This is a genomic window from Ensifer sp. ENS06 (assembly GCF_014852205.1).
Taxonomy (GTDB): Bacteria; Pseudomonadota; Alphaproteobacteria; order Rhizobiales; family Rhizobiaceae; genus Ensifer; species Ensifer adhaerens.
The window spans coordinates 212,600-233,009 of sequence record NZ_JACVBC010000006.1; the positions used below are offsets into that span (position 1 = coordinate 212,600).

A 20,410-nucleotide genomic window follows, 5' to 3' on the forward strand; every position below is an offset into this window, starting at 1 on the left:
GCTCACCTGTATCCTGCTTCGCCGGCCTGGTGCAGCCTGGGGCCGCGCTCGACGATCGGCTCCAGCGCCTTTTCGACCGGCACGTTTGGTGCGTCGTGGATCGCCGTGTAGCGGTTGTCGGCGTTGTAGGCCCACTTCACCGAATTGCGCAGCACCTTCTGGACATTGCCGTCGTGATAGGTCGGGTAGGTCTCGTGGCCGGGACGGAAATAGAAGATGTTGCCGGCACCGCGGCGCCAGGTCAGCCCCGAGCGGAACACTTCGCCGCCGGCAAACCACGAGATGAAGACGGTTTCGAGCGGCTCCGGCACCGAGAACTGCTCACCGTACATTTCCTCGTTCTCGAGCACGAAGTTCTCCTCGATGCCTTCGGCGATCGGGTGACGCGGATTGATCGCCCAGACGCGCTCACGCTCGCCTGCTTCGCGCCATTTCAGCGCGCAGGGCGTGCCCATCAGCCGCTTGAAGATCTTGGAGAAATGGCCGGAGTGCAGGACGATCAGGCCCATGCCCTCCCAGACGCGCTTGGCAACACGCTCGACGATCTCGTCGCTGACGGCGCCATGGTCCTTGTGGCCCCACCAGAGAAGCACATCGGTGTTGGCAAGGCGCTCGACGCTCAGGCCATGTTCCGGCTCCTGCAGCGTCGCCGTCGTCGCCTCGATCGCAGCTTCCGTATTCAGCGCCGCCGCGATCGTGTTGTGCATCCCGTTTGGATAGATGCTGCGGACGATTTCGTTGGTCTGCTCGTGAATATTCTCGCCCCAAACAACTGTTCTGATAGGCACGGCCATTCTCCTTGCGTGTTCGCCCGTTGCGGGCCTTCGTCTTACGATAGATGGGGCCGCCAGGAATTGGCGACCCCGAAGCTCTGGGTGTCTTCAGCTTGATCGGGGTCTGGTCAGGCCGCCCCTTTCATGGGTGCGCGGCCGAGAGCCTGCCCCGATGCATCGAAGCGGTGGATGTTGCCGCCGAGCGGCGAGATGTGAATTGTCTCACCCGGCCGGTGATGCGAGGTGCCACCTTCCCGGACGATGACCGGTTCGCCAGCGCCGATATCGAGATAAATGTAGCTGTCGGACCCCAGCATTTCGGAATGCACCACCGTTCCCGACCATTGCCCCCCACTCGCCTTGATCTCCAGATGCTCCGCTCGGATGCCGATCGTATGGGCATCGTAGGGCGCAGCCAGTGCGCCGGACAGAAAATTCATCTTCGGCGAACCGATAAAGCCGGCGACGAAGACGGAGTTCGGGCTTTCATAGAGTTCGAGCGGCGTGCCGATCTGTTCGACCCGGCCATCCCGTAGCACGCAAATGCGATCCGCCAGTGTCATCGCCTCGACCTGGTCGTGGGTGACATAGATCATCGTCGTCTTGTGCATGCTGCGATGCAGCTTGGCGATCTCGATGCGGGTCGCAACGCGCAGCGCCGCATCGAGATTGGAGAGCGGCTCGTCGAAGAGAAAGACCTTGGGATCGCGCACGATAGCCCGGCCGATCGCCACGCGCTGGCGCTGGCCGCCGGAGAGCTGCCGCGGCAGCCGCTGCAGATAGGGCGTCAGCTGCAGCATCTCGGCTGCCGCCTCGACGCGCTTCTTGCACTGCTCCTTGTCCTTGCCGGCAAGCTGCATGCCGAAGGACATGTTCTCGAATACGGTCATATGCGGGTAAAGCGCATAGGACTGGAACACCATCGCGATGCCGCGCTTCGACGGCGTCAACTGGTTGACCACCTGGCCGTCGAAGGACAGCGTGCCCGATGAGATGTCTTCGAGCCCGGCGATCAGCCGCAGCAGCGTGGACTTGCCGCAGCCGGAGGGCCCGACGAAGACCATGAATTCGCCGGCCCGGATATCCATGCTGACGCCCTTGATCACCTCGAAGGCGCCGAAGGACTTGCGGATGTTGCGCAATTGAAGCTCTGCCATATTTTCTCCCCTTATCCTTTGACGCCGCCGGCGGTGAGCCCGGAGATGATCCGCCGCTGAAAGATCAGCACGAGAACAACCAGTGGCACGGTGACGATGATCGATGCGGCCATGATGTTGCCCCACGGAATTTCGTACTGGCTGTTTCCCGAGAGCAGCGCGATCGCGACCGGCACCGTGCGCTGGCTGTCCGATGAGGTGAAGGTCAGCGCGAACAGGAACTCGTTCCAGGCGGCGATGAAGGCGAGCAGCCCCGTCGTCACCAGCGCCGGCCACATCAGCGGCATGAACACGCGGGTGATGATCACCCAGGGTGTGGCGCCATCGACGATCGCCGCTTCCTCGATCTCCACAGGCAGATCGCGCATGAAGGTGGTCAGCACCCAGACCGTGAACGGCAAGGTGAAGATCATGTAGGAAAAGATCAGCGCCAGGGGCGTGTTGAAGATGCCGACCGAGCGGATGAGTTCAAAAAGGCCGGCAAGCACCGCGATCTGCGGAAACATCGACACCGACAGGATCGTCAGAAGCAGGAGCCCGCGACCGCGGAACCGCACTCGCGCCAACGCATAGGCCGCGGTGACGGCCAGGAGCAACGACACGGCAACGACGATCGTTGCGACCAGCAGCGAATTGGCGAGGTTGCGCAGGAAGCCGCTGCTGGTGACGATGCCCGCGTAGTTGTCGAAGGAGATCTCGGTCGGCCAGTAGTCGACCCGAAACAGCGCCGTCCCGGATTTAAAGCTCGTCAGCACCGCATAGTAGAACGGGAAGACGGCCATGATGATGATGGCGGCAACGAGCGCGTAGAACGCCGTGCGCTTGGCAAGGGTGGCAACCATCAGCGCTCTCCTTCGAGATTGACGCGGCCGAACCACATGTAGGCGACGGTGATCGCCGCGATGATCAGGAACAGCATCGTCGAGGCCGCGGCGCCATAGGCGAACTTGTCGAAGTCGAACAGGTTTTCGCGCGCGAGCACCGACATCGTCTTGGTCTTCGCGTTGTTGGGCGTCAGCACATAGATGAGATCGAAGATGCGCAGCGCATCGAGCATGCGGAAGATCACCGCCACCATCAGCGCCGGCCGGATCAAGGGCAACGTCAACCGCCAGAAGACCTTGAGCGGATGCACGCCATCGATCTTGGCCGCCTCATAGATATCCGACGGTACCATCTGCAGGCCAGCCAGCATCAGGAGCGCCATGAACGGTGTCGTCTTCCAGACGTCGACGATCAAAACGGCGACCATCGCGGTCTCCGGATTGGCCGTCCAGGCGACCTTCTGGCTGATGAGGCCGAGGCCGAGCAGAAGATCGTTCAGGATGCCGAACTGGTCGTTGAGCATCCAGGCCCACATTTTGGCGGACACGATCGTCGGGATCGCCCAGGGAATCAGGATTGCGGCGCGCACCAGCCCGCGGCCCGGGAAATTCGCATTCAGGACCAGCGCGACGATCAGGCCGAGCACCGTCTCGATGGTGACGGAAACGGCCGAGAACTTCAGCGTGTTCCAGACGGCGTTCCACCAGGCCGGATCGGCAAGCAGGCCGTTATAGACGATGCGCCCGCTCTTCAGCGTGATCCAGGAAAGGTAGTTCTTGAAGCCGACGAACTCGGCGCCTTCGAGGTTGGTCAGCGACGCATTGGTGAAGCTGAAATAGACTGTGCGAATGAGCGGCCAGCCGGCGACGAGTGCCAGCACCAGAAGCGTCGGTGCGAGAAAGATCCAGGCGGAGCGGATGCGCTCGGCGTTGAGATCGGAGCGGATCCGGGCCTGCTGCCCAAGGGCGGAAGGCGGGTCTGCGACGGAAATGTCGGTCATGTCTGTACTCACCCTTGCCATTCGGCGCACGGCCGAGCGGTTGATCGGAGAGAAAAGGCGGTGGCTCGGTGGAGCGAAGGGAGGCTTGACAAGCACTCCCCTCGCCCCCGGGAGGATCACCAGTTGTCGCCCTTCATCTCGGTGAGTTCGACTTCGAGCAGTTCAAGATTTTCCGCTGCCGTGCCGTTGCCGGAAAGCGAGTTGTGCACCGCGTTCCAGAACTTGGCGGAAACCTCGTTGTATTTGACCTTGGTGACGGCCGACGGGCGCGGCACCGCGCTTTCGAAGATCGGTTTCCAGGCCGGCATGAACGGCTGGGCCTTGGCGACCTCCGCATCGTCGTAGAGTGCGGCAACCGTCGGCAGGTTCGAAAGCTCGATCGCCCGGCGCTTCTGCACCTCGGCGGACGACAGGAACTTGGCGAGCGCAATCGCCGCCTCCTGGTCGTCGGAATATTTGGAGACGGCGACGTTCCAGCCGCCGAGCGTCGAAGACGGCTGGTCACCATCGGTGGCCGTCGGCAGCGGCGCGACGGCAAACTTGCCCTTCACCGCGCTGTCATCGCCATTGCCGAGCGCATAGGCATAGGGCCAGTTGCGCATGAAGACGGAATTGCCGGTCTGCCAGACCCCGCGCGATTCCTCCTCCTGATAGGCAAGCACGCCCTGCGGCGAGATCGTGCCGACCCATCCCTTGATCCGGTCGATTGCGGCGGCCGCCTTCTCGTTGTTGATCGAGATCGTGCCGTCGGGCTCGACGATCTGGCCACCGCCCGACGACTTGACCCATTCGAGTGCGTTGCAGGTCAGGCCCTCATAGGCATTGCCCTGGAAGACATAGCCCCAGAGATCGGCTTGGCCGGCGGCCCGCTCCTTCTCCTGGATTTCCTTGGCGGTCGCAGCCAGCTCGTCCCAGGTCTTCGGCGGCGTCTTGTCGTATTTTTCGAGCAGGTCCTTGCGATAGAACAGTGCCGGTGCATCGGTGAAAACCGGCAAGGCCACGAGGCGACCGTTCACCGTCTGCGAAGCGATGATCGACGGGAAGTGCTGGCCAACAACGTCCTTTGCCGCCTCCGTCAGATCGACGAATTGGTCGGCCAGTTGCGGCGCCCAGACGACATCGGTCTGGTAGACGTCGACATCCTTGTTTCCGGCGGCAAGCCACAGCCGGTACTGGCTGAACTGCTCGCTGCTCGATGGCGGCATGGTGACCAGGCTCACCTTGTGCCCGGTCTGCTTCTCGAAAATGTCCAGCTGTTCGCGAATGAAATGAACGTTCTTCCCGGTCGTGTTAGCGGCCAGCGAAAGCTCGGCGGCGCCAGCCGTCCCGGCTGCAACGATTGCGGCACAAAAACTCAGCACATTGAGCGTGGTTGTCATTGGGTCGACTCCTCCTGTTCCCCCTCCACCGCACGAAAGCTCCTCGGCAAATTCGAAAGCGGTTTGGATGAGAAAAAGTTGGCAGAAGACAGAAAAACTGTCAATCCACACACTTAGAAAAGTCCATTTGGCGTGGATTATTACAAATATTCGTTGTTTTTCAAACAAATAGCAATGGGAGAGAAAAATCGCTCGCCCCTCACAGAACCCCATAAAATCAAAGGGGAACCGTATTAATTTAAAACGGTTTGGTAAAATCCATACCCGACCTGTAGAACCTGGCGTCCCCGACAAACCGATTGTTACGGGCAGCGAAGGTGTATATTTCTGGGACCGGGCTAGGCTTGAGGAAACGCATTTCGAATGAAGCTGAGGGAGTTCGCACAACAACTGGGGCTTTCGCCGACGACGGTCAGCCGGGCGCTGAGCGGTTATCCCGAAGTCAGCGAAAAGACGCGCAAGCGCGTGGCCGAAGAGGCAACCCGCCTTGGCTATCGTCCGAACATCAATGCGGTGCGGCTCGCCACCGGTCGGGCCGGCGCGATCGGCGTGGTCATGGGCCGCTCCGGCGAGTTCCATTTTTCCGAGTTCATGGGTGGCCTGGCCGAACGGCTCGGCACCGAGGATATCGACATTCTCGTCAGCCCAATGGACGACAAGAACCCCACGGGCGAAATCCAGCTCTATAGCCGGCTCGCCGTCAGCGGCCGCGTCGACGCCGTGATCGTGCACTCGCCCGAACCGAACGACGAGCGCATCGCCCTCCTCCACAAGCTCGGCATGCCCTTCCTCGTGCACGGGCGCTCCGATATCGACGTGCCGCACGCCTGGCTCGACATCGACAACGAAGGCGCGATCCGCCGCGCGACCTCGCATCTCATCGATCTCGGCCATCGCCGCATCGCCATGATCAACGGCCGGCAGGGCCGCACTTTCTCGCTTCACCGCGACAAGGGGTACCGCGACGCGCTGCAGGCGCGCGGCATCGCCTTCGATCCGCGCTTCGTCGCCCATGGCAACTTTACCGACGAACTCGGCTTCCGCTTCGCGCGCTCGTTCCTGGAGCAGACGCCCCGCCCGACCGCCTTCGTTGCCGGCTCGATGATGACAGCGCTCGGCATCTACCGGGCAGCACGGTCCATGGGCCTGGAGATCGGCCGCGAGGTCTCGGTCATCGCCCATGACGACGTTTTCCCTTACCTCACGGCCGACAACATGGTTCCGTCGCTCTCGGCGACACGCTCTTCGATGCGGGCGGCGGGCGCGCGCTCGGCCGACCTCGTGCTGCAGCTTCTCTCAGGCCGGCCGACCGAAGAGGTTCACGAACTCTGGCCGGTGGAACTGATCCTCAGGGAATCGACCGCGCCACCGCAGGGCGCTTGAGGACAGGCGCTGCCGACCGCTTCAGTGGAAGGTCGACTTGGAAAAGAGATTGAGGACCACCACGCCTGCTATGATCAGCCCCAGTCCGAGGATCGCCGCCAGATCGAGCTTCTGCCCGAAGGCGAAGTAACCGACGAGCGAAATGAGCACGATGCCGAGCCCACTCCACACCGCATAGGCGATGCCGACGGGGATGAAGCGCAGCGTGTAGGACAGGAAGAAGAAGGCGATCGCATAGCAGACCACCATCATCACCGTCGGCCCCAGCCGGGTGAAATGCTGCGCGGCCTGCATCGCCGAGGTGCCGAGCACTTCGAAGACGATGGCTGCAACCAGGACGGTATAGAGCATGGCGGGGTTCATCGGGGGACTCCATTCCGGACCAGAGCAGTTCCAGGAAAAGTGCAAAGCGGTTTTCCGTCCGGAACTGCGTGATTTCAAAGACTTAGATCACTCCAGTGTTTCGATAAAACGATGAAGTGATCTATTGCGCCGAAAGCGCCTTGAGATTTTCAACCAGACCGACCCGCGCCTCGGCATCGAGGTCGTGGCTCTGCATCAGATCCGCGAGCCAGACGCCGTCGCAGGCGAAACGCGCAAGCACGCAGCCGGTCGAACCGTCCGTCTCCGCAAACTCCGCCGATCGCCGGCCGACCCAGTCGCGCCAACGGCTCTTCAGATGCGGCTCGGCAATCAGCGCGATGGTCAGCATGCGCCAGCCCGGCACGTCTGTTGCCGGATCGAGCGCGAAGCAGACATCGATATAGGCGCGGGTGAAGCGCCCCTTCGCCACCGGATCGCGCGCCATCGCCGCCTCGATCTCGCGATCGAACCGTGTCACCAGGTCGTCGAACAGCCCGTCGAGCAGCGCGAGCTTGTTCGGGAAATGGTGCAGCAGCCCGCCCTTGCTGACCCCGGCTGCCTGCGACACGGCATCGAGCGTGATGCCAGCCACGCCCTGCTCGTGCGAAAGGCGTGCGGCAACCTCCAGCAATTGCTGGCGCACCTGTTCCGGCTGTTTCTTGCGACGATGAGCTTCGGTCATGCATCCATAAAGATACCGTCTGGACGGTTTGTCAAGAGAAGTGTTGTTTGACCGCGATGAAACGCCGCAAATTCGCGTTCTGAAATTCGTTGTCCGCCCGGTCGCTGCGCGCTAGGACCGAACGAACGAAGGACGCAGAGCATGGCGGAACCGGAAACCACGACCCTCTACGAAGCCATCGGCGGCGACCCGACGGTCCGCGCCCTGACGCGCCGTTTCTATGAGCTGATGGACACGTTGCCGGAAGCGGCGCGCTGCCGTGCCGTGCATCCGCCCGATCTTTCCGGAAGCGAAGAGAAGTTTTACGAGTACCTGACCGGCTGGCTCGGCGGGCCGCCCATCTATGTCGAAAAGCGCGGCCATCCGATGCTGCGCCGTCGCCATTTCGTCGCCGAGATCGGGCCTGAGGAACGGGACGAGTGGCTGCTTTGCTTTACCCGCGCGCTTGAGGAAACGATCGACCATCCGAAGCTCCGGCAGATCATCCTCGACCCGATCACCCGCCTCGCCCTTCACATGCAGAACAAGGAATGACCATGTCGCACAGCGGATTTCGCGCCACGACGCTATTTGTTGCCGGTTTGATGGGCCTGACCGGCGTCGTCAGCGCGGCCGCCGCTTCGCATGGCGACGACCCGAGGCTGCTTGCCGGCATTTCGGCGATGTGCCTCGCCCACGCCCCGGCGTTGGTGGCGCTCTACGCCGCCTGGCCGCACTTTCGAACGGCGGCCGTTGCCGCGCTCCTGATCGCGGCTGGCACGGCGCTGTTTTCGGCCGATCTCGCCATGCGCCATGTTGCAGGCCACGGTCTCTTCCCGATGTCCGCTCCGCTCGGCGGCACGACGATTATGGCGGGGTGGCTCGCCGTTTCGCTCGGCGCCTTCCTGCCGAAGAAGACGGCCTGACCCCAAAACAATCCGCCTCCCGGAGAGGTCCATCCGGGAGGCGAATAACACGCAAAATCAGGATCATATGTCCGCGCCGGCGCGCGGATCAGGCGCCTTCAACGGCCGAAAAACCCTCGAACTTCGGCGGACCGAGATACATCGCCCTGTTCTCGCCGGCGTTCTTGTGGGCCGCGCGAAAATTCTCCGACTTGGTCCAGGCTGAAAACGAATCCTTGTCCTTCCAGACCGAGTTCGAGACGAAGAGCGTGTAGCCCTCCTCCGGCACGCTGTCGCCGCGCAGCAGATGGAAGGAAACGAAGCCGGGCATTTCCGAAAGGCTGGAATCGCGCCCCTTCCACACCGCTTCGAAAGCCTCCTCGTGGCCGATGGCGATACGAAAACGGTTCATGGCAACAAACATCTTGGTCTCCTAGGTCCTTTCGCCGATACGGCGAAACGATCTGAATCTTTAAACGGACGCAACCCCGCACGGAAAACCGCTTCGCACTTTTCCTGGAATTGCTAGGCACTTTCCTTCTTGAGGGCGGCATCGCTTGTGGCCCGTGGAAAGGCGAGGATAGTTCCTTCCTTCGGCTCCGCAAGCCCGAACGGGTCGCGCACCGGCGGGCGCGCCTGCCAGGTGGGGAACTCGGCGACGTTGGTATTCTCTTCCACCATCCGCGCCCGTCGCGTCAGGATCTCGTAGAGCTCGGGCACCAGGCCGTCGCCCTGCTGGGCCGCCAGCTTGTGCAAGCCGATCATCATGGCGAGGTCGGGACGTTCTTCGTTCATTGCAAATTCTCGTCTTGTCTTTCAGAGGATTACCGCTCGTTGCGGCTGGTGGTCAGGTCCTGGAGCGCGCGTTCCAGGCTCGACTTCGAGCCGTTGCGCAGCGGCACGAAGGCCTTGCCCCACTTCTTGCAGCCGGTCTTCACGCGAAGACATGCGTCATGGCTGATGCAGTCGATCGGGCAGAAGACGCAGTCGACAGACGGCAGCACGCGGTCGATACGCGAAACGGCCTCACGCAGGCCACCGTCGTGGTGCAGCAACTCGGCGCCGAAGGAGCTGGCGATTTCGCGCAAGTGCGCCACCTGGCAATCACGGCCACCGACATAAAGGAAGCTGCGCCCTTCGAGCGTCGCCTTGCCGGCCTCCTGGCGGGCCTCGACCGGTTCCGAACCCGAGCAACCCTTGCCGTTCTTCGCCGCATTCTGGTGACGCTTGCCGCGCATGCAATCTTCTCCGTCTGGTCGCGCAACAAGGGCCTTCGTCAGGCAGCCGGTCGCATCGGGATATCCTCTCGACACACACCCTTCGGCTGCGTGACGAGGGCAACCTATTAAACTTGATAAACAGAGTAAAGTATAAACATGAGTTTTCTAATCATATTTTTTCTTGCAGCTTCTGCGCGAATCCCCCCAGCAAGGGGAGAAGGTCAGCGGACGGTCGCAACCATCGGCACGATGAAGGATTCGGAGCTTGGCGCTCCGGCCGGAAACGCCGGGAATGGCGCAGCGCGGCGAACCGCATCGATGGCGGCCTCGTCGATCGCCGGCGAGCCGGAACTGCCCGCGAGGCTGACACGCGTCAGGTTTCCATTCGACGTCAAGGTGAAACGAACGGTCGCCGTGCCGGATACGCCGTCGCGTCTTGCAGCCGACGGAACCTTGAACCGGCGTGTGATCCGCTTGCGGATCTTGCCGCCATAATTCTCCATGTTGGCGTTGCCGACCTCGGACGCGCGGCTGTTGCCATTCGCAGCGGACGAACTGCCATTCTCCTGGCCGTCCTGCTTGCCCTTGACCTGATTTTGCGCCTGCTCGCCCTGATCGCCCGCCTTCTTGCGGGTGACCTTCTTCTTTTTCACCGGCTCCTTCTTCGGCTCCGGCTTTTCGACCTTTTCCTTCTTCGGCTCCTCGGGCTTTTCTTCCGGCACGACAGTCTCGACCGGCGCGACGCTCGCCGTCACCACAGCCTCGGCGACTTGCAGGGTAGGCATTTCCTCCGCCGGCAAGATCACGTCTGCCTCCGTCGCCGTCAGGTCGTGGGGTTGCTCTGCAGCGATCTCCTGCGTGGGGGCAACATCCTCGACCGGCTGGATCTCGGCGGGCTGAACCTCCTCGGGCAGATCTTCCGTGGGCTCGACGATTTCGGACACTTCACCGGACTGAAGCGTTTCCTCGAATGCATCGCCGAGAAGCGCCACTTCGACGCTTTCGCCACCCTGGATCAGATCCAGTTGCGTCTCGGGCGGGTTGCTACCAAACAGCGTCGCGAGCACGACGCCGTGTGTTGCAAGCGATAAGACGGCGGCCCCGCTCCAGATGACGATACGCTTCATTTCAGCCTTACCTTCGTCGCACCAGGGCGACGCAAACCTCATGCTCGGATTGCCGGACGCGCTAAGCCCCAGTCCCGCTCACCCCTTGAGTTCGACCGCCGACTTAGAGCCGGTCTTGATCCCGCTCATGCAGGCGCCCGGCTGAACCCCGTCGCCGACACAGGCCGGCGCGTCGTTGATCAGCAGGCTCTTCACCGCATCGCAGTTGGTGCCGGGCAGATCGAACTGGCGAACCTTGGTCTTGCCGGCGGGAAGGTCGCGGAAATCGAGCACGGCCATGCGTTCGACCAGCCCCTTCTGGTCGAAAATGACGAACTCGAAGGAAACCTTGCTCAACGACTGCGCGAATTCGTTGCCGGCAACGAAGGTGAGCTTGCAGCCCTTCTGGGACGGCGCCACCTCGTTGAGCTCGATCGTCAGCCCCCCAGCCGCTGCGGTCTCCTGCGCCTTGGCAGCGGTTGCGGCAACGAGAGCCGCAAGAGCAACGGAAACAATCGGAAGGCTGGGAAACTTCATGACGACACCACTCCAAAGGATCGAGCACACCACCGAACGCCGGCCGCACGCCCTTGTCCACAAGCCGGCAGCAACTAACTTGAGTTTATAAGTCCGGTATTGCGTCCATAAATAAATATGAGTAATGAAGTCAAGATAGTAATCGAATTGCACGGCGGGAAATGCGGGGAAATCAGCGCGGCCTGCCCACTCGAAACGGCCGAAACACAGTGACCAACGACAACAATCTCGCACGCCCCTCGGAGCCTCCGGTGCTGACCGGACGGGCGCAACGGATCATCGAAAGTCGCGAACTCTTCGGCACCGAAAACGAGATTCTCATTTCCCACGACGGCGCGATCTACCGCATGAAGATCACCCGCCAAGGCAAGCTGATCCTGAACAAATAGGCAGATGAAAATGACCGAGAGCCTTCGCCCCACTCCCGTTGAAATCCGCGCCTACCGCGCCGAAAACCCGAAGTTGCGCGAGCGTGATGTCGCAGCCCAGCTCGGCGTTTCCGAAGCCGCGCTGGTCGCTGCCGAATGTGGGCTGACCGCCGTGCGCATCGATGCCGACGCCAACCGCTTCCTGTCGCGGGTCGAAGAGCTCGGTGAAGTCATGGCGCTGACCCGCAACGAAAGCGCCGTCCACGAAAAGATCGGCGTCTACGAGAAGATCACCACCGGCGAGATGGCGAGCATCGTGCTTGGCGAACAGATCGACCTTCGTGTTTTCCCGAGCGCCTGGGCACACGCCTTCGCCGTGACGAAGACGGACGACAAGGGCGAAGTCCGCAAGAGCCTGCAGTTCTTCGACAAGTGGGGCAACGCCGTGCACAAGGTGCATCTGCGCGCCGCATCGAACGACGCGGCCTATGAAAAGCTCGTCGCGGATTTCCGCCTCGACGATCAGACGCAAGAGTTTGTCGCCGACACGAGCGTTCAGCCGACCGACGACAAGCCGGAAACCCTCGTCGACGTCGTCGAGCTGCGTGAGCGCTGGACGAAGATGACGGACACCCATCAGTTCCACGGCATGTTGCGCAAGCTGAAGATCGGCCGCCGCCAGGCGCTGAGCAACATCGGCGACGATTTCGCCTGGCAGCTCGACCCGCAGAGCGTCGAAGCGATGATGCAGGCAAGCGCCGAAGTCGAACTGCCGATCATGTGCTTCGTCGGCAACCGCGGCATGATTCAGATCCATTCCGGCCCGATCGCCAAGATCGCCACGATGGGCCCCTGGCTCAACGTCATGGATCCGACCTTCCACCTGCATCTGCGCACCGACCACATTGCCGAGCTCTGGGCCGTGCGCAAGCCGACAGCTGATGGCCATGTCACCTCGATCGAGGCGCTCGACGCCAAGGGCGAAATGATCATCCAGTTCTTCGGCAAGCGCAAAGAGGGCCTTGCGGAACGTCCCGAATGGCGCTCGATCGCCGAAGGCCTGCCGCGCCTCGATACGACGGTTGCCGCCTGAGCGAGAGAATAGGATACGCAAGATGATCAACGGTCTCGACTTCCGTCGCCTTCGCCGCTCGGGGCTGGCGCTCGGCGCCTTCGCCCTTTCGGCGACCTTCCTGCTGCCGGCAGTGGCACCCGATGCCCCCGCCTTCATCCGGACGGCCATCGCCGAGGACACGCAGAAGGCCGACGTCTCGCGCGTCGTTTCGGTCGGCGGCGCCGTCACCGAGATCATCTATGCGCTCGGCGAAGAAGGCCGTCTCGTCGGGCGTGATTCCACCAGCACCTATCCGGAAGCAGCAAAGACGCTTCCGGATGTCGGCTATATGCGCCAGCTCGCGCCCGAAGGCATCATTGCGGTCAATCCGAGCGCCATCGTCGCTGTCGAAGGCAGCGGCCCGCCGGAGGCGCTGGCGGTGCTGAAGGAGGCCAACATCGCCTTCACCAGCGTGCCCGAGACCTTCGACAAGGCCGGCATTCCCGCCAAGATCCGCGCCGTTGGCGCTTTTCTCGGCGTCGAGGACAAGGCAGAAACGCTCGCCAAGAGCGTCGAAGCCGATCTCGATGCAGCCGTGGCGGAGGGTGCCGCGCGCGCCGACAGTGAGCGCAAGCGCGTGCTGTTCATCCTGAGCACCCAGGGCGGCAAGGTCATGGCCTCCGGTCAGGGTACCGCCGCCAACGGCATCATCGAACTCGCCGGCGCGGTGAACGCCGTCGGCACCTTCCCCGGTTACAAGGCACTCACCGACGAAGCGATCGTCGAAGCCAAGCCCGACGTCATCCTGATGATGGATCGCGGTGGCGAACACGCCGCCAAGGCGGAAGAGCTCTTCGCCATGCCGGCATTGAGCCTGACCCCTGCTGCCCAGAACAAGGCGCTGGTGCGCATGGACGGCCTGCACCTGCTCGGCTTCGGCCCGCGCACAGCAAGCGCCGTTCGCGAACTGAATGCCGCCATCTACGGGAAGAAGGCCAATGCCTCGCAGTGAGGCGTTGGGCCGCGGCATGCGCCTGACCGGATTGGCCGCCGACATCCGCAACGAATGGCGTGCGGGCAACCGCTCGCGGCTGGCCCGGCTTCTCGTCGTCGCCCTCGTGGTAATCGCCATCGCCACCTTCGTCGGCTCGATCATGACCGGCGCGGCCGACGCGTCGCTCGCCAATGTCTGGCGCTGGCTGATCGGCGAGGCAGACCAGGCCCTGAGCATTCGCGACCGCATCATCATTCTCGATATCCGGCTCCCTCGCGCCGTGCTCGGCATGCTCGTTGGCGCGTCGCTTGCGGTTTCCGGCGTGGTCATGCAGGGGCTCTTCCGCAATCCCTTGGCCGATCCCGGCCTCGTCGGCGTTTCCTCGGGCGCGAGTCTCGGCGCCGTGCTGCTGATCGTGCTTGGAACCGCCGCCTTCGGGCCGCTGTTTGCCCTGTTCGGTTTCTACGCGCTGCCGGTAGCTGCCTTCTTCGGCGGCCTCGTCACGACGCTTTTGCTTTACCGCATTGCCACGCGCGGCGGGCAGACCTCGATCGCCACCCTGCTTCTGGCCGGCATCGCGCTTGGCGCGCTGACCGGCGCCGTCACGGGCGTGCTCGTCTTCATGGCCGACGACAAGCAATTGCGCGACCTCACCTTCTGGGGCCTCGGCTCACTTGCCGGCGCCAACTGGACGAAGATCCTTGCCTCGGCGCCGATCATCCTGCTTTCGCTCGCCGTCACCCCTTTTCTCGCCCGCGGCCTTAATGCGATCACGCTCGGCGAGGCGGCAGCCTTCCACATGGGCATTCCCGTCCAGCGGCTGAAGAACGTCGCGATCGTCAGCGTTGCTGCGGCGACCGGCGCGTCGGTTGCCGTCAGCGGCGGCATCGGCTTCGTCGGCATCGTCGTGCCGCATCTGCTGCGCCTCGTCATCGGTCCCGATCACCGCTACCTGCTGCCGGCCTCGGCTCTGCTCGGCGGCACGCTGTTGATCCTTGCCGACATGATCGCCCGCACCATCGTTTCCCCGGCGGAACTGCCGATCGGCATCGTCACCGCTTTTATCGGCGCACCGTTCTTCCTCTGGATCCTGCTGCGCGGCCGTTCGAACATGGGATTGTGAGCGAAGCCATGATCAACGTTTCCAATCTCTCCGTCCGCCTCGGCGGGCGACCGGTCATCCACGGCGTTTCGCTCGAGGCCCGACCCGGCGCGCTGACGGCGATCGTCGGCCCGAACGGCTGCGGCAAGACCACGACGCTGAAGGCCATTTCCGGAGAGCTTGCACCAGCAGGCGGGACGATCCGCATCAACGGCCGCGACCTGCGCGGCCTGAAGCCCTGGGAACTCGCGTCGATGCGCGGCGTGCTGCCGCAATCGACCGTCATCTCCTTCCCGTTCACGGTGCGAGAAGTGGTTCGGCTCGGGCTTGCCGCCGGCGCAAACGCCGACGCCGCCCTGCACGACCGGATCGCGGCAGAAGCGCTCGAAGCGGTCGATCTCGGCGGCTTTGCCGGGCGTTTCTATCAGGAACTGTCCGGCGGCGAGCAGCAGCGCGTGCAGCTTGCCCGCGTGCTTTGCCAGATCTCAGAACCCGTTGCCGATGGCCAACCGCGTTACCTTCTGCTCGACGAGCCCGTCTCCAGCCTCGATATCCGCCACCAGCTGGGCATCATGCAGCTCGCACGCAGCTTCTGCGAACGCGGCGGCGGTGTCGTTGCCGTCATGCACGACCTCAATCTCACCGCCATGTTCGCCGACCATATGGTGATGATGAAGGCCGGAAAGGTCCGCGCCAGCGGCGCGCCGGCCGAGGTACTGACGGACGAGACGATGGAAGCGGTCTTCGGCTGCCGCATGCGGGTGGGCGTGGCTCCGCCAGCGCCGGTGCCCTTCGTGCTGCCGCAAACCGCATCGCGCTGACGCAAGCGCACGTCCGGATTCTTCCGAGAGCCAACACCAAGATTTATCGAAACAATTTCCGCACTTGCGCGTTGTTCTCCCGAAGCGCCGGCGTAGGCCTGCAGTTGTGCCCGCCGGTTTGATCAGGAAGCGCCGACCGTTCGCGGCCGGCGCATGTGTGAAAGGGAGTATTCGTCATGGCGTCAGGCCTCTTCTCCGGTTCGAGCTCGCGTTCGACAAAAAGCAACGGCAAGCTCGCCGACATCTCCATCGAGGAACAACTGGGCGAATTGCGCAATGATGTGGCGACGCTTGTCGCCCTCTTGGCCGATCGCGGATCGACGGCTTCGCAGCAGGCGCGCAGCAAGGCACAGGATGCCCGCGAACAGGCTGAAGCGGGCCTCAGCGAACTGTTGGCAAGCGGTGAAGATCTGCTGGCCGAGCTTCGTGATCGCTACGCCGGCACGGAAAAGCAGGTTCGGCACGCCGTGCGCGAACATCCCGTCGCAACCCTCGGCGCCGCGGCCCTGATCGGTCTGGCCATAGCCGCGCTTCTTCGTCGCTGAAGAAGATGCAAGCCGGTGAGGCGGATGGGTTGCGCCCATCCGCTGAGATCGAGGGGAAGATGATCGGGGGCAATTCATGGGACCATTGACGGCAGCCCTGACCGCGCTCATGAGTGCCGATATCGGCGCGGCCACTGCGCGCGTGAAACGCAATGCGATCTTATGGGGCATTATAGGATTGCTGCTTGCCACGGCCTATGTCTTCGGCCTCGCAGCCGCGTTCCTGTATCTCAGCGCACTTTACAGTCCGGTCACAGCCTCCGCCGCGATCGCGATCGCGTTTTTCGTGACCGCGCTGGGGCTGTTCGGCATCATTGCGATGCTGCAAGGACGCGACCGCCGCCTGGCCGAGGAGCGTCGCCGCCGCAGACAGATGCAAACCAACCTGACACTGCTTGCCGCGGCGGGCATCCTGCGCAAACAGCCGCTGCTTGCGGTCGCCACCGCTCTGGCGATCGGGGCACTCGTGGGAACTGGCAAACGGCGCGAGCGCTGACGCGACGACTGACGCTTAAACAAGCGTCCCAAACCAGTTACGGACTCGTCCGCCGCGACTGCGATCAACGCCTTAAAGCGGCAGGCGAATGAGCGCCGTGACGCCTGCCGGCAGATATTCCACCTTGACCGAGCTGCCCAAGACCTTGTCGAGGCTCCGCTCGATCAGGATCGAGCCGAAGCCGCGCCGTTTTGGCTCGCGCACCGGCGGCCCGCCGACTTCGGTCCAGGTGAGATGCAGAACGTTGTCGCCATCCTCGATCATGTTGCGCGCCGTCAGAACCACCTTCCCCTTCGGCACCGACAGCGACCCATATTTGACGGCGTTGGTGGCAAGCTCGTGCAGAACCAGACCGAGGCCGACCGCCTGGTCAGGCCCGAGCGATATCTCGTCCTTGTGGATCTCGATCTGCTCGGCATAGCAGTTGACATGCGGCAGCAGCTGCTTGGCGATGAGGTCGGCGAGCCGGATGGTGCCCCATTCGTGATCGGAAAGCAGGCCGTGCGCTTCGGAGATCGCCTGCAATCTCCCGGCAAAGGCGGTCATGAATTCCGCCGGATCGCTGGTCTGGCGCAAGGTCTGGCGGGCGAGCGACTGCAGCATCGCGAGCGTGTTCTTGACCCGGTGATTGAGCTCCTTCAGCAACAGCCGCGTGCGCTGTACCGACGCCTGCTGGTCGGTGACATCGATCGTGACGCCGATGAACGTCAACGGATTGCCCTTGTTGTCGCGATCATGCACGCGGCCGCGCCCGAGCAGCCAGCGGCCGGTGTCGCCGACGCGGAACATGCCGTCGTACTCGTCGTCGGCCTTCATCGCCTGGCGTAGCTTGGAAAAAGTCGCGCCGCGATCGTCGATATGGATCGCTCCGAAGATCTCGCGGGCGCCGACGAAGCTGTCGGCCGGCAGTCCGAACATGCGTTTCATCGCGCTGTTACCGGCAATGACCCCGGAGCGGATATCCCACAACCAACTGCCGATGTTCGCTGCTTCGAGCGCCATTGCGTGGCGCTGCTCCTCGCGTGACAGCGCCGCCTCTTTCAGCGCGCGCCGGCGCGCTTCGTCCTTGATCTTGAAGAGGGAAGCGGCCAGCCCGGCGAGCCGGCTCAGCTGGTCCATCAGTGCCTGTGGCACGTCGGCGCGCGGCTTGTCGTCGAGAACGCAGACCGTGCCGACGGCCTGCCCGTCGAGCATGATCGGCGCGCCGGCATAAAATCGCAGGAACGGCGGCCCTACGACCCGCGAACGTCGCATGAACCGCGGATCAGTCGACGCGTCGAGCACGACGAGACTGGCGTCGGCTTCGGCCGCCACTTGCACGCAGAAGGACTCCTCCGACGACGCCCGGCTCTCCGTGGTTCCGACGGCCGCTTTGAACCATTGCCATTCGCGGTCGATCAAGGTCACCAGCGCAATCGGCGCGTCGAACAGGCCGGCCGCAATTTCAACGATGCCGTCGAAGTCCCGATCCGGCACCGCCATGTCGGGCACGGTCGCGTGCAAGACGCTCAGACGTTCAGGCGCGTCGAGCAGCGTCATGACGGGCGGGTCTGTCCTTTCAGTCCTCATGCGCATTCGGTCTCAATTCCCAATCTGAGCGGCTTGGGGAGCCCTTGCAGGCTGCACCCGCATCTCGCTCGGTTCTGGGCATATCGACCCAAAATCGTCATGATTTGCGCTCTGCCTCCACCACCCGCCTGCCCCCTCGGGCACAGGCGTCAGTGAAAGCAGGACACCGCCGCTTTTGCAACGGTGTCCGGCTCGAAACTTTCCTCAGGAAACAAAGGCGCGCGACGTGATCGGGGCCGACGTCTCGTCGGGGCCGTAGTCGTTTTCGCCCTTCACCTGAAGAATGTCCTGCAAGCGCTGGCGCGCGCGGTTGACACGGCTCTTGATCGTTCCGAGCGCGCAGCCGCAGATCGTGGCCGCTTCCTCGTAGGAAAAGCCGGAAGCGCCCACGAGGATGATCGCTTCACGCTGGTCGGGCGGCAACATCTCCAGCGCCTTGCGGAAATCCTGCAGGTCCAGCGAGCCGTATTGTTCAGGATGATGGGCGAGAGACTCGGTGAAATGTCCGTCGCTGTCCTGAACTTCGCGTCCGCGCTTGCGCATCTGGCTGTAGAGTTCGTTGCGCAGGATGGTGAAGAGCCAGGCCTTCATGTTGGTGCCCATCTCGAAGTGGTCCTGCTTCGCCCAGGCCTTCATGATCGTGTCCTGAACCAGGTCGTCGGCACGGTCGTGACGGCCGATCAGCGACATGGCGAAGGCACGCAGACTCGGCAACGCGGCCAGCATCTCACGCTTGAAATCATTCTTTTCGGATGACATTCCGGTACTTACTCCCTGCCCTGCAGCGCCGATTGCTGCTCGGCCGCGTCGAGTTTTTCCAGAAGATCGAGAAAACGCGCGGGTATCGCCTCTTCCTGCACGGACTGATAGAGCGCCTTCAGCTTCGCTGCAATTTGCGCATTTGGATCTTCTGTCCATAAGGTCGTGCCGGTGGTCCGCCCTGCCCCTGTTTTATGTTTCATTTTCAAACTGTCGCCTTCAAGTGTCGAAATCGCCAAAACTGTCCATAGCCGCCATAACGCTGTTGAAAATTGAAATGTTCCCTCGCGGAACCTTTTTTTACGCGGAGCGTTCTCGCAACGTCACCGTAAAACGATTTTCGAGGGAGTTCCTCTATGACTTTGTCCACGCGGATCGCACCGCTCCTGCCGTATCTGCGCCGCTACTCACGCGCGCTAACCGGCTCGCAGACATCAGGCGACGCCTATGTTGCCGCCGTTCTCGAAGCGCTGATCGCCGACACGTCGATTTTCCCCGAAGCAAGCAATGATCGCGTTGGCCTGTTCCGCCTGTTCACCTCGCTCTTCGGCTCGTCGTCCGTGCTCGTGCCTGAACCAGTTTCTCCGTTTGCATGGGAGCAGCGCGCGTCGATCAATCTCGCAACCGTCTCGCCGCTTGCCCGCCAGGCATTCCTTCTGGTCTCGGTCGAAGGCTTCCGGCCGGAGGAAGCGGCCGAAGTTCTCGATGTCAGCATCGACAAGGTCGGCGGCCTGCTCGATCGCGCCTCGCAGGAAATCTCGCGCCAGGTCGCGACCGATATCATGATCATCGAGGACGAACCGCTGATCGCCATCGATATCGAGCAGATGGTCGAGAGCCTTGGCCATCGCGTCACCGGGATCGCCCGCACGCGCGACGAAGCGATCGCGCTCTACAAGAAGACACGGCCGAGCATGGTGCTTGCCGATATCCAGCTTGCCGATGGCAGCTCCGGCATCGACGCGGTCAACGACATCCTGAAGACGAGCGCCATTCCGGTGATCTTCATCACCGCCTTCCCGGAGCGGCTCCTGACCGGCGAACGGCCGGAACCGACCTTCCTGGTCACCAAGCCGTTCAACCCGGACATGGTCAAGGCGCTGATCAGCCAGGCTTTGTTCTTCAACGAATCCACCAAGGCGGCGGCCTGAGCGCGACTGCATGCCCCCTCGACTGTAAGCAGTCGAGGGGGCATGCGTCGATCCAGATCTTGCAGCGGCGCGCGTCTTACGGCGCGTAGGCCGCTGCAGGTCGTTTCGGGGGTTGTTTGGCAAGATTGCCGGAACGTCCGGACGAGAACTCTCTGAGGTGACATCAGCAATTTCGTCACTGGACCTGCGCATTCACCGGCGGCTTCTGCCAATCTGCGCGTACCACCACACTTCGCCAGGTT

General features: G+C 62.8%; 26 protein-coding genes. 11 read left to right on the forward strand and 15 right to left on the reverse strand.

The features are described 5' to 3' along the window. Window positions 1-2: 2 nt before the first annotated feature. From IB279_RS21975 to IB279_RS21995, 5 genes are all read right to left on the reverse strand, one after another. Window positions 3-794, reverse strand: a complete 792-nt coding sequence (locus IB279_RS21975) for a ThuA domain-containing protein (protein WP_210333263.1) — start codon at window positions 792-794, stop codon at window positions 3-5. Window positions 795-901: 107 nt separating this feature from the next. Further along, a complete protein-coding gene (locus IB279_RS21980) occupies window positions 902-1,930 on the reverse strand; it encodes an ABC transporter ATP-binding protein (protein WP_060582430.1) in 1,029 nt (342 codons plus the stop codon). Window positions 1,931-1,941: 11 nt separating this feature from the next. Beyond that, window positions 1,942-2,772 (reverse strand): carbohydrate ABC transporter permease, encoded by an 831-nt coding sequence (locus IB279_RS21985; protein ID WP_034794005.1) that lies wholly within the window; start codon window positions 2,770-2,772, stop codon window positions 1,942-1,944. Next, window positions 2,772-3,755, reverse strand: coding sequence for a carbohydrate ABC transporter permease (locus IB279_RS21990; protein WP_112771967.1), 984 nt, complete (start codon window positions 3,753-3,755; stop codon window positions 2,772-2,774). Before IB279_RS21990 ends, IB279_RS21985 begins: the two co-directional genes overlap by 1 nt. Before the next feature lie 116 nt (window positions 3,756-3,871). Then, entirely contained in the window at window positions 3,872-5,134 is a 1,263-nt protein-coding gene (locus tag IB279_RS21995) for an ABC transporter substrate-binding protein (protein ID WP_112771966.1), read from the reverse strand. Between the two features lie 363 nt (window positions 5,135-5,497). Between IB279_RS21995 and IB279_RS22000 the strand changes: the two genes are divergently transcribed. Further along, window positions 5,498-6,517 (forward strand): substrate-binding domain-containing protein, encoded by a 1,020-nt coding sequence (locus IB279_RS22000; protein WP_112771965.1) that lies wholly within the window; start codon window positions 5,498-5,500, stop codon window positions 6,515-6,517. A 21-nt stretch (window positions 6,518-6,538) separates the two neighbouring features. Here the strand turns inward: IB279_RS22000 and IB279_RS22005 are convergent, their stop codons facing one another. Both IB279_RS22005 and IB279_RS22010 read right to left on the reverse strand, forming a co-directional pair. Continuing rightward, window positions 6,539-6,880, reverse strand: a complete 342-nt coding sequence (locus IB279_RS22005) for a multidrug efflux SMR transporter (protein WP_034794243.1) — start codon at window positions 6,878-6,880, stop codon at window positions 6,539-6,541. Window positions 6,881-7,001: 121 nt separating this feature from the next. Further along, window positions 7,002-7,562 (reverse strand): TetR/AcrR family transcriptional regulator, encoded by a 561-nt coding sequence (locus IB279_RS22010; protein ID WP_034794011.1) that lies wholly within the window; start codon window positions 7,560-7,562, stop codon window positions 7,002-7,004. Between the two features lie 141 nt (window positions 7,563-7,703). Here IB279_RS22010 and IB279_RS22015 point away from each other — a divergent pair, with 141 nt between their 5' ends. Continuing rightward, entirely contained in the window at window positions 7,704-8,096 is a 393-nt protein-coding gene (locus IB279_RS22015; RefSeq protein WP_034794012.1) for a group II truncated hemoglobin, read from the forward strand. A gap of 2 nt (window positions 8,097-8,098) precedes the next feature. After that, window positions 8,099-8,467, forward strand: a complete 369-nt coding sequence (locus IB279_RS22020) for a DUF423 domain-containing protein (protein WP_034794246.1) — start codon at window positions 8,099-8,101, stop codon at window positions 8,465-8,467. A gap of 88 nt (window positions 8,468-8,555) precedes the next feature. Here IB279_RS22020 and IB279_RS22025 read toward each other — a convergent pair whose 3' ends face one another. From IB279_RS22025 to IB279_RS22045, 5 genes are all read right to left on the reverse strand, one after another. Beyond that, entirely contained in the window at window positions 8,556-8,870 is a 315-nt protein-coding gene (locus IB279_RS22025) for an antibiotic biosynthesis monooxygenase (RefSeq protein ID WP_034794014.1), read from the reverse strand. 101 nt (window positions 8,871-8,971) lie between these two features. Beyond that, complete coding sequence (locus IB279_RS22030) at window positions 8,972-9,241, reverse strand: hypothetical protein (protein WP_034794016.1); 270 nt, start codon at window positions 9,239-9,241, stop codon at window positions 8,972-8,974. Window positions 9,242-9,270: 29 nt separating this feature from the next. Then, window positions 9,271-9,684, reverse strand: a complete 414-nt coding sequence (locus IB279_RS22035) for a DUF2325 domain-containing protein (protein ID WP_112771964.1) — start codon at window positions 9,682-9,684, stop codon at window positions 9,271-9,273. Between the two features lie 203 nt (window positions 9,685-9,887). Continuing rightward, on the reverse strand, window positions 9,888-10,793 hold the full coding sequence (locus tag IB279_RS22040) for an energy transducer TonB (protein ID WP_060605125.1): 906 nt from the start codon (window positions 10,791-10,793) through the stop codon (window positions 9,888-9,890). 78 nt (window positions 10,794-10,871) lie between these two features. After that, window positions 10,872-11,309: a hypothetical protein gene (locus IB279_RS22045; RefSeq protein ID WP_034794025.1), complete on the reverse strand. Its 438-nt coding sequence runs from the start codon at window positions 11,307-11,309 to the stop codon at window positions 10,872-10,874. 251 nt (window positions 11,310-11,560) lie between these two features. On the opposite strand from IB279_RS22045, the gene hemP reads away from it, so the two are divergent. The 7 genes from hemP (at window position 11,561) to IB279_RS22080 (ending at window position 16,689) form a co-directional block, all read left to right on the forward strand. Beyond that, window positions 11,561-11,698, forward strand: coding sequence for a hemin uptake protein HemP (gene hemP / locus IB279_RS38190; protein WP_034794249.1), 138 nt, complete (start codon window positions 11,561-11,563; stop codon window positions 11,696-11,698). Window positions 11,699-11,708: 10 nt separating this feature from the next. After that, window positions 11,709-12,770 (forward strand): hemin-degrading factor, encoded by a 1,062-nt coding sequence (locus tag IB279_RS22055; protein ID WP_162744766.1) that lies wholly within the window; start codon window positions 11,709-11,711, stop codon window positions 12,768-12,770. A 22-nt stretch (window positions 12,771-12,792) separates the two neighbouring features. Continuing rightward, window positions 12,793-13,743 (forward strand): hemin ABC transporter substrate-binding protein, encoded by a 951-nt coding sequence (locus IB279_RS22060; RefSeq protein ID WP_112771963.1) that lies wholly within the window; start codon window positions 12,793-12,795, stop codon window positions 13,741-13,743. After that, window positions 13,730-14,848 (forward strand): iron ABC transporter permease, encoded by a 1,119-nt coding sequence (locus tag IB279_RS22065; protein ID WP_060605132.1) that lies wholly within the window; start codon window positions 13,730-13,732, stop codon window positions 14,846-14,848. Before IB279_RS22060 ends, IB279_RS22065 begins: the two co-directional genes overlap by 14 nt. Window positions 14,849-14,856: 8 nt before the next feature. Beyond that, complete coding sequence (locus IB279_RS22070; RefSeq protein ID WP_112771986.1) at window positions 14,857-15,648, forward strand: heme ABC transporter ATP-binding protein; 792 nt, start codon at window positions 14,857-14,859, stop codon at window positions 15,646-15,648. Window positions 15,649-15,824: 176 nt separating this feature from the next. Next, window positions 15,825-16,193, forward strand: a complete 369-nt coding sequence (locus IB279_RS22075) for a DUF883 family protein (RefSeq protein ID WP_034794036.1) — start codon at window positions 15,825-15,827, stop codon at window positions 16,191-16,193. Between the two features lie 76 nt (window positions 16,194-16,269). Continuing rightward, entirely contained in the window at window positions 16,270-16,689 is a 420-nt protein-coding gene (locus IB279_RS22080; protein ID WP_192339807.1) for a hypothetical protein, read from the forward strand. A gap of 72 nt (window positions 16,690-16,761) precedes the next feature. On the opposite strand, the gene IB279_RS22085 is transcribed toward IB279_RS22080, so the two are convergent. The 3 genes from IB279_RS22085 to IB279_RS22095 form a co-directional block, all read right to left on the reverse strand. Continuing rightward, on the reverse strand, window positions 16,762-18,264 hold the full coding sequence (locus tag IB279_RS22085) for a sensor histidine kinase (protein ID WP_112771962.1): 1,503 nt from the start codon (window positions 18,262-18,264) through the stop codon (window positions 16,762-16,764). Between the two features lie 198 nt (window positions 18,265-18,462). Continuing rightward, the gene (locus IB279_RS22090; protein WP_034794051.1) at window positions 18,463-19,017 is read right to left on the reverse strand and encodes an RNA polymerase sigma factor; all 555 of its coding nucleotides are present in this window, start codon (window positions 19,015-19,017) and stop codon (window positions 18,463-18,465) included. Window positions 19,018-19,025: 8 nt separating this feature from the next. Next, window positions 19,026-19,220, reverse strand: coding sequence for a NepR family anti-sigma factor (locus IB279_RS22095; RefSeq protein WP_034794063.1), 195 nt, complete (start codon window positions 19,218-19,220; stop codon window positions 19,026-19,028). Window positions 19,221-19,373: 153 nt separating this feature from the next. Here IB279_RS22095 and IB279_RS22100 point away from each other — a divergent pair, with 153 nt between their 5' ends. Continuing rightward, window positions 19,374-20,168 (forward strand): response regulator, encoded by a 795-nt coding sequence (locus IB279_RS22100; RefSeq protein WP_034794073.1) that lies wholly within the window; start codon window positions 19,374-19,376, stop codon window positions 20,166-20,168. The last annotated feature ends 242 nt before the right edge of the window (window positions 20,169-20,410 follow it).